This window comes from Paenibacillus roseus (genome assembly GCF_016424485.1).
GTDB lineage: Bacteria > Bacillota > Bacilli > Paenibacillales > Paenibacillaceae > Paenibacillus_D > Paenibacillus_D roseus.
The window spans coordinates 39932-54792 of the sequence record NZ_JAELUP010000107.1 but is presented as its reverse complement, the minus strand read 5'-3'; the positions used below and the strand labels follow the sequence as shown (position 1 = coordinate 54792).

General features: G+C 50.3%; 16 protein-coding genes. 15 read left to right on the top strand and 1 reads right to left on the bottom strand.

The window, feature by feature from the left end:
* Positions 1-26 precede the first annotated feature (26 nt).
* From JFN88_RS21655 to JFN88_RS21585, 15 genes are all read left to right on the top strand, one after another.
* A complete protein-coding gene (locus JFN88_RS21655) occupies positions 27-752 on the top strand; it encodes a sugar phosphate nucleotidyltransferase (protein WP_199021413.1) in 726 nt (241 codons plus the stop codon).
* Entirely contained in the window at positions 749-1759 is a 1011-nt protein-coding gene (gene rfbB / locus JFN88_RS21650; protein ID WP_199021412.1) for a dTDP-glucose 4,6-dehydratase, read from the top strand. Before JFN88_RS21655 ends, rfbB begins: the two co-directional genes overlap by 4 nt.
* On the top strand, positions 1759-2784 hold the full coding sequence (locus tag JFN88_RS21645; protein ID WP_199021411.1) for a GT-D fold domain-containing protein: 1026 nt from the start codon (positions 1759-1761) through the stop codon (positions 2782-2784). The genes rfbB and JFN88_RS21645 overlap by 1 nt, the downstream gene beginning before the upstream one ends.
* A gap of 29 nt (positions 2785-2813) precedes the next feature.
* The gene (locus JFN88_RS21640) at positions 2814-4196 is read left to right on the top strand and encodes a glycosyltransferase family 2 protein (protein WP_199021410.1); all 1383 of its coding nucleotides are present in this window, start codon (positions 2814-2816) and stop codon (positions 4194-4196) included.
* A 112-nt stretch (positions 4197-4308) separates the two neighbouring features.
* Positions 4309-4596 (top strand): nucleoside-diphosphate sugar epimerase, encoded by a 288-nt coding sequence (locus tag JFN88_RS21635; RefSeq protein ID WP_199021409.1) that lies wholly within the window; start codon positions 4309-4311, stop codon positions 4594-4596.
* A 93-nt stretch (positions 4597-4689) separates the two neighbouring features.
* Positions 4690-5037 (top strand): alpha-helical endospore appendage domain-containing protein, encoded by a 348-nt coding sequence (locus JFN88_RS21630; protein WP_199021408.1) that lies wholly within the window; start codon positions 4690-4692, stop codon positions 5035-5037.
* Complete coding sequence (locus JFN88_RS21625; RefSeq protein WP_199021407.1) at positions 5034-5501, top strand: hypothetical protein; 468 nt, start codon at positions 5034-5036, stop codon at positions 5499-5501. The genes JFN88_RS21630 and JFN88_RS21625 overlap by 4 nt, the downstream gene beginning before the upstream one ends.
* The gene (locus JFN88_RS21620; protein WP_199021577.1) at positions 5482-5643 is read left to right on the top strand and encodes a hypothetical protein; all 162 of its coding nucleotides are present in this window, start codon (positions 5482-5484) and stop codon (positions 5641-5643) included. Before JFN88_RS21625 ends, JFN88_RS21620 begins: the two co-directional genes overlap by 20 nt.
* Before the next feature lie 286 nt (positions 5644-5929).
* Positions 5930-7087: a CgeB family protein gene (locus JFN88_RS21615; protein WP_199021406.1), complete on the top strand. Its 1158-nt coding sequence runs from the start codon at positions 5930-5932 to the stop codon at positions 7085-7087.
* A complete protein-coding gene (locus tag JFN88_RS21610; protein WP_199021405.1) occupies positions 7059-8213 on the top strand; it encodes a CgeB family protein in 1155 nt (384 codons plus the stop codon). Before JFN88_RS21615 ends, JFN88_RS21610 begins: the two co-directional genes overlap by 29 nt.
* Positions 8214-8341: 128 nt before the next feature.
* Complete coding sequence (locus JFN88_RS21605; protein ID WP_199021404.1) at positions 8342-9946, top strand: glycosyltransferase; 1605 nt, start codon at positions 8342-8344, stop codon at positions 9944-9946.
* Positions 9947-9993: 47 nt separating this feature from the next.
* A complete protein-coding gene (wecB, locus tag JFN88_RS21600) occupies positions 9994-11088 on the top strand; it encodes a non-hydrolyzing UDP-N-acetylglucosamine 2-epimerase (RefSeq protein WP_199021403.1) in 1095 nt (364 codons plus the stop codon).
* Entirely contained in the window at positions 11081-12064 is a 984-nt protein-coding gene (locus tag JFN88_RS21595; RefSeq protein WP_199021402.1) for a polysaccharide biosynthesis protein, read from the top strand. Before wecB ends, JFN88_RS21595 begins: the two co-directional genes overlap by 8 nt.
* Positions 12061-12921, top strand: coding sequence for a dTDP-4-dehydrorhamnose reductase family protein (locus JFN88_RS21590; protein WP_199021401.1), 861 nt, complete (start codon positions 12061-12063; stop codon positions 12919-12921). The genes JFN88_RS21595 and JFN88_RS21590 overlap by 4 nt, the downstream gene beginning before the upstream one ends.
* Complete coding sequence (locus tag JFN88_RS21585; RefSeq protein ID WP_199021400.1) at positions 12918-13868, top strand: NAD-dependent epimerase/dehydratase family protein; 951 nt, start codon at positions 12918-12920, stop codon at positions 13866-13868. Before JFN88_RS21590 ends, JFN88_RS21585 begins: the two co-directional genes overlap by 4 nt.
* A gap of 206 nt (positions 13869-14074) precedes the next feature.
* Here the strand turns inward: JFN88_RS21585 and JFN88_RS21580 are convergent, their stop codons facing one another.
* A complete protein-coding gene (locus JFN88_RS21580) occupies positions 14075-14779 on the bottom strand; it encodes a glycosyltransferase (protein ID WP_332908530.1) in 705 nt (234 codons plus the stop codon).
* Between the last annotated feature and the right edge of the window lie 82 nt (positions 14780-14861).

The following is a 14861-nucleotide window of genomic DNA, read 5'->3' as shown; positions in this document are numbered from 1 at the left end:
GAGGGTTACGTTTGGGAGGGATAGTATTGAAGGCAGTGATTTTGGCCGGAGGGACAGGAACACGGCTGCGCCCGTTAACCAACTATTTAAACAAGCATATGCTGCCCGTAGGCAAATATCCGATGATTCTTTATTCAATCCGCAAGCTGAAGGAAGCCGGAATAACGGATATTGAGCTCGTGACAGGGAGAACCAGCGCGGGCTTGTTTACCGAGTTTTTAGGGAGCGGTCGTGACGAGGGCGTTTCGTTGACCTATCGTATTCAGGAAGAGGCTGGCGGCATAGCCGAAGCGCTGAAGCTGGCTGAGTCTTTTGTCGGCTCTGAGAAATTTGTCATGCTGCTGGGAGACAATCTGTTCGAGGAGCCGCTTACAGCCCATATCGAGGCCTTTCGCAAGCAGGAGAACGGCGCGATGGTGCTGCTCAAGCAGGTCCCTGATCCGCATCGCTACGGCGTTCCGGACTTTGATCATACGAGCAAGACTATCGTTGCCATTACGGAGAAACCGGCCGTACCCCAATCCAATTATTGTGTCACCGGCATTTACATGTACGATTCATCTGTTTTTTCATTCATTGATCAGATCAAGCCTTCCGGGCGCGGAGAGCTGGAAATTACGGATGTCAATAACGCCTATGCCTCCAGGGGCCTGCTCCATTACCGCACTCTGACAGGCTGGTGGACCGATGCGGGGACCTTTGATTCCCTTCATGAGGCTGCTAGCAGGTTGAGGGAGGAGGATACGGAATGAGTTTCCGCAAGCTGCTCATAACCGGCGGTCTTGGATTCATTGGCAGCAATTTTATCCGGTATCTGCTTAGCCGCTACACGGACATCTCCGTGACGAATTTTGATGCGCTTACCTATGCGGGCAACCCGGATAATCTTCAAGATTTTGAATCCGATTCCCGTTACCACTTTGTCCATGCAGACCTGACAGATGCCATCCGGGTCGACCGGGAGGTCTCGAAAGGCTATGACGCAATTGTTCATTTTGCCGCCGAGTCCCATGTGGACCGCAGCATTGCAGACCCTGGGCGATTCGTGCAGACGAATGTAGTCGGCACACACCATTTGCTTGAGGCAGCTCGTAAATCCAATATCCAGCGCATCATCCACATTTCCACCGATGAGGTGTACGGTTCGCTTGAGGCTCATGACCCTGCATTTACGGAATTGACTCCGCTTGCCCCGAACAGCCCGTACTCGGCCAGCAAGGCTTCCTCCGATCTGCTGGCACGTGCTGCTTACCATACGTATGGTTTGCCCGTTATCATTACCCGCTGCTCGAACAATTATGGACCATTCCAGTACCCGGAGAAGCTGATTCCGACCATCATTACAAAAGCGATGGCCGGGCAGCCTATCCCGGTATACGGAGACGGGCTAAACGTAAGAGACTGGCTTCATGTTGGGGATCATTGTGCGGCCGTAGACCTGGTACTCCATAAAGGGGCGCCGGGTGAGGTGTACAATATTGGCGGAGAAAATGAACGTACAAACCTTGAAGTTGTAAAGAGTATTTTGCAAACCCTAGGCAAACCCGAGGGGCTTATTACTTTCGTCAACGATCGGTTAGGCCATGACCGCAGATACGCTATTAATGCATCGAAAATTAAATCGGAGTTGGGCTGGCGGCCCGAGCTCGCTTTTGATGAAGGGATTAAACAAACGGTAGATTGGTATGTACGGCACGAGAGCTGGTGGAAAGCAATCGTTGCGCGGCAGGAACGGATAAACGGCAAGGAGTCAAGCTAATGAAGCGGCGGGCCCGGCGCAAAGCGTCATCCTCAAGTGTCCGCATGAAGACAAGAGTTGAGAAAACATTACGAAAGCGGCAAGAGGGCTTTAAAGGAAAAAAACGGAGAGGCCCTCGTGCCGTACGCACGAAAAAGAAGCAGGTACCTGTTGCCGCGCTATCAATCAAGGAGCAGCCCTCGATCGAAATGTCGCTGCTGCAACAGCACTATATGGAGGAAGGGCGGCAATTGGGGCATTATGAGGGAGGAGAGGAAATTCTGGAGAAAGCCGTTCCTCCCGATGTGCTGCTCCCTGATATTACGCTCGAGGAAATTATCCAGGCAGGCGTGAGTACCATTATGGATCGATGCATGCCGTTGCTAAGGGTGGAGCAGGTATATCACAGGCTCCAGCAGGCATTGGAGCAAAAGGCGCCCTGTTCTGTTGTAAGACTTGGCGATGGTGAGTTGCTTGCCTTGGCTCAGGAGACTGTTTTCAGTATCGAAAAGGTAGCTTCGGAGGGAAGGTTTCTGCCGTATGCAGGAATCAACGTGCCGGATTTGGCAGCGAGGGATGCACTGGCTCACGCCATCCGTTCAGCAGATATTATCGGGGTGCCGCTGTCCCGCCAGAAGCACTATCACCCTCTTCTGCATCCAGTATTAAAGGCGCATCATATTCAACTGGATACAAATCGTACGGCATCTTCCACCATCAATTACAGTCTTCAGCAGGCGGGACTGCTGCCGCCTCTGCTTGGCGCCCGATCGATTTTGCTCATTGGCAATACAGCGTCTGAACTGGCCATGGAATTCACAAAGAGAGGATTCATGGTGAGCGGCGTCATCTCGCCAGTTAACGGTTTTTCAGATATTGCCCGGGTCATTGAAGAGGCCAGGAGCCATTCGTTTGATCTGGCCCTGGTATCTGCCGGTATTCCGGCTGTGGTCATCAGTTGGCGTATTGCAGCGGAGTTGGGCAAGGTTTCTCTGGATTTTGGACATCTCGCCAATTTTATAGCAACTGGACAGCTATCTATATAGAATTGGACTGCTCAGGGAAGGAGAACACCATGAAGAAGAGCGTAAAGAAGCGGAAGAAGAAAAGGATTCATCAAGTCCCCCAGCAGCATCCCCAGGTCGATCTGTCCGTAGTTTCCTATCAATCCGGCTATCAGACTGGATATGAAGCAGGAGTAGCTGCAGGCTCAGGAAGCTATGGCAGTTATTTCAACGGAACCAGCATCATTATTCCTAGCTATAATCAGGCGGAATACTTAAAGCTTTGTATCGATAGCATCATTACGCACACCCCTCATCCTTATGAAATCATCGTCATAGATAATGCTTCTACAGACGGCACAGCAGATTATTTGCATCGTATGGCTGGCCGAATCCGGTATCGAATTCTTGAGGAAAACCGTGGATTTGCCGGGGCTGTGAATAAAGGACTGATGATGGCCAAAGGCATGAAGATGCTTTTGCTTAATAACGACACTCTCGTAACCGAGAACTGGCTGGAAAATATGACAGCTTGTCTGGAGAGCGACAGCCGTATCGGAATGGTCGGACCGGTAACCAATTTTATAAGCGGGCAGCAGAGAATTGACGTGCCTTATATGAACGTTGAGGATATGCCGGCATTCGCCAGAGAAAATAATGTTTCCGATCCTTCCCGTTGGCGGAGGGTAGACAGACTGACCGGATTTTGTTTGCTATTCCGGCGTTCACTATGGGAGAGGACTGGATATTTCGACGAGGGTTACCGCATTGGCAATTATGAGGATGATGATTACAATATTCGCGTAAAGCTGCAAGGATATACCCTGGTTATTGCCTTTGATTCTTTTATTCACCATTTTGGCAGTGTGAGCATGCGTGCTTTAGGAGAAGAGCAGTTCTACCGGATCAATATGCTCAACGAGCAATATTACATGGATAAATGGGGCAATCCTAATGAACTGATTCAACATGTGCGCGAAATGAAGGCTGAGCACCAGGAAAACGGGCAGATCATCTATCCTGTTCCCTTGGCAAGCAGCGAAGCGGGCTTTCATCCCCAGTTTGTTTTGGTAAAAGGGCTGGGGAATACTGTGTATTGGCTGGAACACGGTCATCGCAGACCGCTAGATGCGGAAGGACAGATTTCGCTTCCCCCATCCCGGCTGCCGCTGGTTGATATCAGACGTTGGCCGGTTGGAGAGAAAATTTCAATCGATCAGGTGCAGGCAAAATGGTATCGCACAGATTCAGCAAATGAAGGGCAACTCGTCTCTTCGGCAGGCAAAATGTACTGGCTGGAGCATGGGGTTCGGCGAAAAGTAGCGAGCGCGCTTGCAGCGTCGATGTGGGGAATGAACAGCAAGCCGGTTGTATACATGGAAGAGTCCGAACTGCTTCAGCACCCGGAAGGACTTCCGATTATAGCGCCAGTAGAAATCGTTCAAAACTTGTAAGCAGGAGGCCCGAAACAGGCTGTTTCGGGCCTTAATACCGTTTTTAGGGGGAGTAGCACCTCCATAAATTGTGCATATGCTGTACTAGACGGGTAGCGGGGAGGGACATAAATTGCAGCAAAAAGTCGATGAGATTATTGAACATCTGTCCAACTCGCATCAGCAGCTTGCCCGCGTACTGGAAGCGAAAAGGCATGTGGCGGTTCGTATGGCACAGATTGTCCATGATATACCGGATCAGCATCCGGAGCTGGATGGGTTTGACGGTTTGGTCGATAGCGCCCAGGTGGTTTCCAAGAGTGTCGTTTCGTACTTGAACAGCCTGGCCGATTTACAAGAAACGATAGCTGATAATCTGTCGCACATTATGAAGGAATTGGCTGGGCAGGAAGAGGAATAAGCCCAGGCAACCAACCATGGCGGCAGGTTTTACAGAGATTATGCGTAGCAGCATTCAATCGACAATAACAGCGGGAAAAGAGGTGGAGCGGCCATGAGCCGGGAGCAGTCTTTTATGCGCGTGCTGGATGCTTCCGCAAAGCTGCAGTGGAACGTAGCGATGATTCTGGAGGCCAAGGCAGTGGAGTCAGAGAAAGTAAGGAACTGGTTATGCAATCATATGACCAGTCAGGCTTTTACCAGTCAGCAGGAACAGCTAAAGGGCTCCATGGATGTGCATGACCAGCTCATTGAAGTGATTGAAGGACTGACCAAGCTGGGACAAGGCATGTCCAGCGTGCTGAAGGTCGTATTGCAGCAGGATTCAGAATCAGGCGGAGATGGTGTGGACGGCATGTTCGGCAGCGGAGGTTTTGATACGGGCTTCGGAGACAAGGGATGAGTCGGCTTGAGAAAGAATGGGAAGTGAAGATGGAACTCATTGCTTCCATTACGCAGAGTCAGGCTGCGCTTGCCAGAATATTAAACAGTGTTGCGGATTTAACCGAACATTCACCCGGTATGGCCAAAAGGCTGCAAGAAAATCTGGCCTCACTGACGGGCCTCCAAGAGATGATTGCCCGCAAAATTGCTGGCATCAGCTGGCGAAGACCGTCCCGCGGCAAGCCAGGCCGTATCTGGTTGGCTCATGAAAAACTCGGAGTGGGTGGAAGGGGGAATAAAGATGGTCAGGAAAAAGAAAACAGCTGGACGAAAAACAACAGGAGGTTCCAAGCGCAAACGCACATTGAGCCGAAAGTCTGTTATTGGCGGAAAGCTCAAAGCCAAACGTCGTATCTCCAGCAAGCTGAAAGCAGGCAAAAAGGTCAGGAGACGGCTCAAGAAGTTGACTCGCAGCCGTACTAGAAAGCGTCGCATTACTCGTGTACCTGCGGCAGACGCAACCTACAGCCAAGGCTATGACAGTGCCTACAATGAGGGCTATAACTCTGGTTTCGCCAAGGGTTTTGAAGATGGCCATCAAATTTCATACGAACAGCAGCCATAGGAACGACCCGTCTGCCGTCTTGAACTTTTCGCCAAAAGTTCGAGACGGCTTTTTCGTGCAGCCTTGTACGAATGATAGAGGACAGCTGCCCCAATTGATAGATTTATAGAGAGCCAGGCTGTAACGGGTCGAGGCGTGCCTGCACGGGCTCGGCAGCGCCGGGCATTGGACAAATCCCCCGCCTAATTTAGACCCAAGAAGGACAAGTGACCATGTTCATTCCACATCTGCCGCATATATTTAGAAAATATAGTACACGCACTACATTATGGAAGCAGGTGGAGAGATGCCGGCCCGTACGCATAAAAAACCGAAACGAAGGCGATTGTATGACAACGGAAAGGAAGCGGGATATAAAGAAGGCTGGGAGCATGGCAGGAGGGATGGCGCATGCAAGGCAATCCTTGAAAGCACACCTCTGCAGCAGTTCCCTCAGTATCATTTGCGTGTTTTGTATGTTCCACAAGGATTTGAAGCGATTGACACGGGGATCATCGGGGCGCTGAGGACGATGGTGACGGAGCTTCATGTTGTAGACGATTTGAACCGAATGTATGAAATGGCCTCTTTGCTGCGCCCGGACCTTGTTGTCGTGCTTAATGGACTGCATATTTTTCCTGCGAATCATCTGGAGCAGATTGACGCCATTCGCGCACTTCATATCAAGACGGTAATTTGGTTTGTGGATGATCCCTATTCTTCAGAGGATAGCATCCGGATCGCACCGCACTATGATATTGTACTCACTCATGAGCTTGGGGCAATCGCTGCCTATCAGGAGGTATGCGGCGGGCAGGTGCATTATATGCCGCTTGCCGTCCATCACGAGTGGTTCAAGCCGACCACGATAGAAAACCAATATACAAACGATGTTTGTTTTATTGGTCAAGGCTTTTGGAACCGGATCGAACTGTTTGACGCTATTGCTCCGAGTTTGAGCAGCAGGCGGGTCATTATTTGCGGCGGACTATGGGATCGCCTGAAAAACTACGATCTTTACGGCGACGCAATACGGCCCGGATGGATGCCTGTTCAAGAAACGATTCGTTACTATAACAGTGCCAAAATTGTAGTTAATCTACATCGAACAACGGAGCCGGGTTCAGATAACCGCAATACGCTGAAGCTCCCTGGCCTTTCAATCAATCCGCGTACGTACGAAATATCTGCCTGTGCGACGCTGCAAATGGTCGATATTCGAGAGGACCTGAGCCAGTATTACAAACCGGGCGTGGAGATTGAAACGTTCGCCAGCCCGTCCGAGCTTGAGAGTAAAATTGCTTATTATTTGGAGCATGAAGATGAACGACGGACAATTGCGCTTCGGGGTCTTAAAAGAACCTTGCAAAATCATACTTTTTCATTGCGAGTTAGAGAATGGCTCAATCTGATTATGAAACAGGAGGGTATGCCAAATGGTAAAGACAACAAAGAGAGCAACTAAAAAAACGATAAGAAAACGGCCGGGTCTGATCCATTCAACAATTCTGCACCCCTATGAGCAAGGAAGAAGATATGGGCTGGCAACAGGATGGGATCACGGGTATTGGTTCGGGCAATGCGAAGCAGTCATTCAAAAGACGATTCGGCCCGCAGTGAAAAAGGATATTCATTTGCTGTATGTGGCCACAGGGAAAGGCTTCCCTTACTCCCCTATAGACGAGGCTATTATTACGACACTGTCTGCTATGGTTACCCAGCTTTCGGTTACAGATGCGTTACAGGATGTGTCCTTGATCGCGAAGGAAAAACGTCCTGATCTTGTGCTGGTTCTGGACGGCTTGCAGCTCGATCTGGTCCATCCTGATGAAATGAGAGCAGCCGGTATCCGTACAGCAATCTGGTTCACGGATGACCCCTATTATACAGATGTCACTTCAAAGGTCGCGCTCCACTATGACCATGTCTTTACGCTGGAGAAAACATGTGTGGATTTCTACCTGCAGCATGGCTGCAACAATGTATATTATCTGCCCCTTGGCTTCTATCCTCAGCAATTCAGACCGCGCAACCCGAGTCGCAGCAGAAGAAAAGAGATTTGCTTTGTAGGTACGGCTTACTGGAAGCGAATCGAATTTTTCAATGAAATCTCGGATTATCTTCATTTAAAGGACTCGCTTATTTCCGGTATCTGGTGGGACCGCTTGCCCAATTATGAGCAACTGGCCAGCAAAATCGAGCTGAATAAATGGATGGGGCCGGATGAAACGGCTGAGACTTACAACGGCGCCAAAATCGTTATCAATATGCACAGAGCTCATGATGATGAGACGTTCAATAATAATAGCGCCAATATCCCCGCAATATCTCTCAACCCGCGTACTTTCGAAATTTCCGGTTGCGGTACATTACAGCTTTCGGATATTCGTGATGATATCAAGCAGTTCTTCATTCCTGGCGAAGAAATTGTAACCTACTCTTCTCCAAAGGAGTTGACTGAGAAGGCGGAGTACTATCTGAAACATGAAGAAGAACGACGGGGGATTGCCTTGCGGGCGCTCTACCGGACGATGCGTGACCATACGTATGAAAGAAGACTGGAGACGCTGCTGTCGACTATTTTTGGTTGATAGGCTTTATCCACTAGGGTGCAAAAGCCGGAAGCTAAAAGCCGCAATTTGTACATTTGTTCACGGTTCAAATGTCGTGCCGATATGGATGCCTCATTAATATATTAGTTGGAGAATAGCACAAGGAGGTGAACGCATACCCGCACATTGCAGGGTATGACAGGAAATTGACGAACAGCAAACCGGTCTTGATTGCATTTTCTCATATTTGTGGTGCGGATTTTATTACTGGCGCAGAAAAGCTCCTGTTGTTCATGCTCCGTGAACTCCAAAACTCTTATGAATGCAGACTTGTCGTCCCAGAGGAAGGCATCCTAGCAAGAAAGGCCAGGAAGTCCGGTATACAGGTTATTCATATGCCGATCCCGATTACGTCTGCCCTTTATCTTGCCGGTCCGTCCTCCTGGCAGGAGTCGGAAGCACTCAAACATCATCCCGCTTGGCCCGCAACGATTTCACTTCTTCAAGTGCACTGTCCGCAGCTGGTTCTTGTCAATACCTGCGTCCACCCGCTTCCGGCAATGGCTGCCAAAGCTTTGGGCATTCCCAGGATATGGGCGGTCATGGAGACGATCATGGAGACTGAACATACTGCGCATTCCGCTGCTTTTATTCATCAACATGCCGATTGGATCGTGGGCATTTCGTCTACAACCTTGCGCCCGTTTCACCATGCAGGACTGGATGACAAGACAACAATCCTGTTTCCTTCTTGGGATAGAGAGGATTATCAGCCAAGGGCATGGGTGGAAAACCGGGCAGGCAAGCGAGCCGAGCTAGGCTTCCATGACGGACAGCGAGTGATCGGGTATGTCGCTGCCTCGATTTATAGGAATAAAGGCTTTGAGCATTTCATGAACATGGCTTTGCAGATCGGTCAGCGATTCCCTAAGGCTGTATTTGCAGTCATTGGTCATCCCGTTGACAGAGAGTATGTAGAAGAGACATTTGACCTTGCGCGCGCAGCGGGAATGATGGACCGATTCCGCCGAATTCATTTTGAGCAAAACATTCAGAGCGTTTATCCTGCCTTTGATATTTTGGTCGTCCCAAGCCTGATGCCTGAGGGGTTCGGTATGACTGCCCTTGAGGGGATGTTGTTCGGAAAAGCTGTCGTTGCCTATGATTCGGGCGGGCTGGGAGAGATTTTGAACCTTACGGGCAATAAAAAGTTCCTTGTACCGACCGGTGAGGTTGACGGTCTGATAAAGAAAGTAGCAAGGTTGCTGGATGACGAGAAGCTGCTTGTACAGACAGGAATGCGCAATTCCTATAATGCGCAGGCGGTATTTGGAATCGCAGCCTATCGCAAGCGACTGAGCCATTTTCTTGATTTGCTTGCAATAAAAGGACATACTCCGCTTCATCTGGTAAGAGGCTCCTCCCAGTCCGTATATGTGCTTGACAGAGGGCGTCTGCGGCCTTTTGCTTCGGAGAAAGCTTTTCTGGGGCATGGGCATTCCTTTTCTAATGTTCGCACGATAACAGACGAGATGCTGGAAACCTTCCCGTTAGGGGACCCCATCCTGGAGCTGCCTCCTGCCTCCCCGGCCAGACGGAGAGTACGTCGCCGCAAATTGGTCAAGGGAAAAGGAAAAAATCAAGGAAAAAGAAAAAGGGGCATAGGCTCCGGCCGGGGCAAGCGGCATGCCAGGAAAAAGGGGGTTGTCCGCCGAAAGCGCAATTCGGCAGGAGCAGCCGGCAGAAAGAGAACGGACAAACGCCGGGCATAAAATAATTGCTGCTGCCGAAGGGCTGGCAAAGAATGGAGGAGCATTGGTTGAACATTGCAACCATACTGGGGACCCGACCTGAAATTATCCGCTTGAGTCTGATTATTCCGAAGCTGGACAGGTTAGCCCAAAAGCATATTCTTGTGCATACGGGCCAGAACTTCACTGCTTCACTGAGCGATATTTTTTTTGAAGAGCTGGGTATACGTCATCCCGATTATTTGATTGAAAGCCATCAGTCCGCGTTAGGAGGACAATTGTCGATCATGTTCGGGGAGGTTGATCGGATACTTCGATTTGAGAAAATCGATCTGGTGCTGCTGCTAGGCGATACGAACAGCGCACTTAGCGCGATTATCGCGGAAAGAATGGGGATTCCGGTTATTCATATGGAGGCAGGAAATCGCTGCTTTGACCTGAGTGTGCCGGAGGAGAAGAACCGGAAAGTTATTGACGCCATTTCTACGATTAACATGCCTTATACCGAATACAGCAAAGCCAATTTGCTGCGCGAGGGCTTTCCCAGCAACCGGATCGTAGTGACCGGCAATCCGATCTATGAAGTGCTGGAACACTTCAAGGAGCAGATAGACGGCAGCGACGTGCTGGAGCGGCTTGGCTTGCAGGAGGGCCAGTATTTGCTCGTCACCGCTCACCGGGCTGAAAACGTGGACCATCCGCAGCATTTGTCCGGCATTATCGAGGGCATCAATTTGTCAGCTGAGGAACTGGGGCTGCCCGTCATATGCAGCATTCACCCACGTACTCGGTCGAAATTGGAGCAAGGCGGGGTAAACTTGAAGCTTCATCCACTTGTCCAGCTTCATGAGCCATTTGGATTTTTCGACTTCGTTAAGCTGGAGAAGCATGCCCGGTGCGCCATAACGGACAGCGGTACAGTTCAAGAGGAATGCTGTATCTTGCAGGTTCCCACGGTAACGATCCGTCATACGACCGAAAGACCGGAAACCGTGGATTGCGGCAGCAATATCGTATCGGGTCTCCTTCCTGAACGCATTATCAGCGCTGTCAGAGCAATGATCTCTTTTCCTGCCGATTGGAATCCCCCGAGTGGTTATTTAGCACAGAATGTCTCGAATAAGGTGGTCAAATTCTTGCTTGGGGGGAAATGGAATGTTTGAGAATCAAACCATTTTAGTCACAGGCGGCACGGGTTCCTGGGGATATGAGCTGGTTCGCCAACTGCTCCCGCAGAACCCGAAAGAAATCATCGTATTCTCCCGCAACGAGTCCAGTCAGGTTGCCATGAGCAGGACGTTTGAAGACAGCAGGCTCAGCTTTTGCATTGGCGATATCCGCGATAAAGAAGCGATTGTCAAGGCATGCGAGTCTGTGGATTATGTATTTCATCTGGCAGCGCTCAAGCATGTGCCGGTCTGTGAGGAGCAGCCGTATGAAGCCTTGAAAACAAATGTGATCGGCACGCAAAATGTCATTGAGGCTGCAATCGCTAATCAGGTCAAGCGCGTGATTTATATATCGACGGATAAAGCAGCGAACCCGTCCAACTTCTACGGCATGACGAAAGCAATCGGGGAGAAGCTGATTGTCTATGCCAACCTGTTGCGGACGGAAACGAAATTCGTCTGTGTACGGGGCGGCAATGTGCTGGGGACGAACGGCAGTGTCGTGCATCTGTTCATGAATCAGATTCGGCATAAAAATCAGGTTCGCATCACTGACATGCAAATGACCCGATTTTTCCTGACGCTGGAAGAAGCCATCTTCCTGCTGTTCAAGGCATCAGAAGCAAGTGTAGGCGGTGAGATTTATGTGATGACGATGCCGACCTGCCGGATTACCGACCTTGCTGAGGTGTTAATGGAGAAAATGGGCAAGCAGGTAAGCATGGTGGAAACCGGAGTAAGACCTGGAGAAAAGCTGCATGAGATTTTGCTCACCGACTTTGAGAGCAAAAGCACGGTGGTATACGATGAGCAGTATCTCGTCATCTTGCCTCCGTTGGAAATTCCCGGATTAAAGGAGCATTACAGGCATTGCCTGCCAGTGGATTTTGAGAGTTTCTGCTCCAGCGAAGGACTGATGGATAAGTCGGAGATTCGCAGAATGCTGATTCGGGGAGGCTTCCTCGCATGAAGCTGCTGATCATCGGAGGCCACGGAATGGCTGGACATTTGATAGTGCGGTATTTCAGGTCCCGTTCATCCTTCCAGGTTGTTTATACGAGCAGACAGTCCGGGGTTTCCCGTGCGGAGGGCTTCGAGCCGTTTGTCGAGGGAAGAAGATTTCTCGATGCCTCTCATTATGAAGCGGTCGAAGCGCTGGTGCTCGACGAGCAGCCGGATGTAATTGTGAACGCTGTAGGTATGCTAAACCAGGAGGCCGAGAACCATCCGTTAATGGCATACCGTATTAACGGATTTCTGCCTCACTGGCTGGCCCATTTGGCAGATCGTTGTCAAGCCAGGCTTATTCACATCAGTTCAGATTGTGTGTTTTCCGGTGCAAAGGGCAGCTACACAGAGGCTGATACGCCTGACGGCACGACCGTATATGCGCGTACAAAGGCGCTTGGCGAACTGCGCACCGGACCGCATTTGACAATTCGCACTTCCATTATTGGTCCTGAGATACGCAGTAACGGTATCGGTCTTATGCAATGGTTTTTGTCTCAAAAGGGAGAAATAAAAGGCTATGAACGGGTGCTATGGAATGGAGTCACTACACTTGAATTGGCAAAGGCTATGGAATATGCGATTGAAAATCCGCATATCGGCGGGCTTGTTCAACTGACAGCTCCGGAAACGATCAACAAGTATGAGCTGCTGCTGCTCATGCAAGAGCACCTTGGCCATGACGAAGTGACGATTGTGACCGATTCGGATATTGTCATTGATCGCAGTCTCAGCCCCATTCGGGAAGACTGGCAGTTTGAGGTTAAAAGATATGCCGAAATGCTGACGGAATTGGCGCAATGGATGAGCGACATATGAGCAGCACAGGACCACATATACTTGTTACAGGGGCCGGCGGGTTTTGCGGGGAGCATGCTTGCCGGTACTTTGCATCACGGGGGATGAAGGTGACGGCAGCAGTACGTACTGCTGCTTCCGGCTCTCCCCGGACTGCGAATACAAGAGTCGAATGGCCGGCAGCTGTAGAGTCCCGAACCTGCGAATTGACTGACAGGGAACAGGTGAATCGGCTGATTCACGGGGCGCAGCCGGACTATATTCTCCATTTGGCCGGACTGAACGCGGTAAAGCCATCATGGCAGGATCCGATTGCCTACATGGAGACGAATCTGCTTGCAACAGCATATTTGCTAGATGCAGCCCACTCCCTCAAGAAGAGTGTCAAGGTGCTTATCGCCGGCTCAATGCTGCGCTTCAAGCTTCCGCAGGATGATGAACTTCCCAAGCCGTCCCATCCCTACGGGATGAGCAAGACGCTTCAGGTGTTGATTGGACAGTGCTGGGCGCAGTTGTACAGGATGGAAGTGTTGATTGCCCAGCCTTCCAACCTCATAGGCCCTGGTCGTTCCACCGGGCTGTGCAGTCTGCTTGCACGCTATACGGTTCAGAGGGAAGAAGCTTGCAGTACTTTGCAAACCTCAAGCTTTCAACTTTCCTCCCGAACTGAAAAGCGGGATTTTCTGGATGTGCGCGATGCGATGACAGCCTACGAAACGATCCTCTTAAAAGGAAAGCCCGGCATCATTTATCCGGTTGTATCAGGCAGGATGATTACGCTTGGAGAAGTAGCCGACACCTTTTCAGAACTTGCGTTATGTCCGCTTGATATTCAGATCGGCAGCTCAGCTGCGCCGTCACCGGCATCTGAGGACGGGAGGCCGATGCAGGAGATGGGATGGAGGCCGCACATTCCTTTCCGTGACTCCATAAGAGACCTTTTGGTCCATGTACGTCTTGGAAGGTGAAGGTCTGACAGCACGGAAAGGAGCCGCATACAGGAACTGCTGTGGCAAAATTGTTAATGTTTACAGTGGATCGAGTAGTCAACAGGAAACGCGAGACGCATCCATAAGCGGCAAAGCTTTTGGATGCGTCTCGCGTTTCCTGTTATGCTGCCCTCAATTTGGATTGCTTGCGGGGCAGCTGTTATTCTTGTTTCCGAGCGCCGGATTCATCCCGGGATAGAGGCTACTAGCGCATCCAGCATGGCGCCATACTGCTGATGAATGAGAGCCAGCTCTTGTTGAACTTGCGGCATAAAGCGTACGGTCCCCATGCCTGAATGTCGGCGATAAACGGTCAACGGCTGGTTGATATAATGAAAATCGACCCGGGAGAGTATGACGCGAATCCATAATTCATAATCATGCGTATACTTTAGCCCTTCATTAAACCATCCCAGCGCAGGCAGCAGCTCCCGTCTCATCATTATCGTACAGCCGTTTACGGGACATACCCGGCGAAACGAATCAATAAAGGAACGGGCTGTAGGAAATTTCATGCCTTCGCCCCTAACGGTAATGTGCCCATGTTCATTCATGACGTCAAAATCAGTGTGGCTGATTTGAGCTCCCATTTGCTCCATGAATGCGGTCTGAAAGGCAATCTTGTGCGGAACAAAACGATCGTCGGAACTCAGCCACGTCACATACTTGCCGCTTGCGACACGAAATCCGTGGTTGAGGGCGCTTGCTGTACCTCCATTGGCTTTACCAATATAGTGGATGCTTGAATGGTAAGGAGCAAGCCTTTCCTGATGCATGGTTGAGCCGTCATCCACGACAATGACTTCAATATTGGGGTAGGTTTGATGCAATGCGCTGCTTACAGATTGTTCAATGTACGGGCAGTTATAGAAAGGTATGACGATCGACACTAAAGGTAAAATGAGTATTCACCTCCATTCCCGCTGTCGTTCCAAATCAATATATGGCACGATGACCAAGCAGGGCACGGAC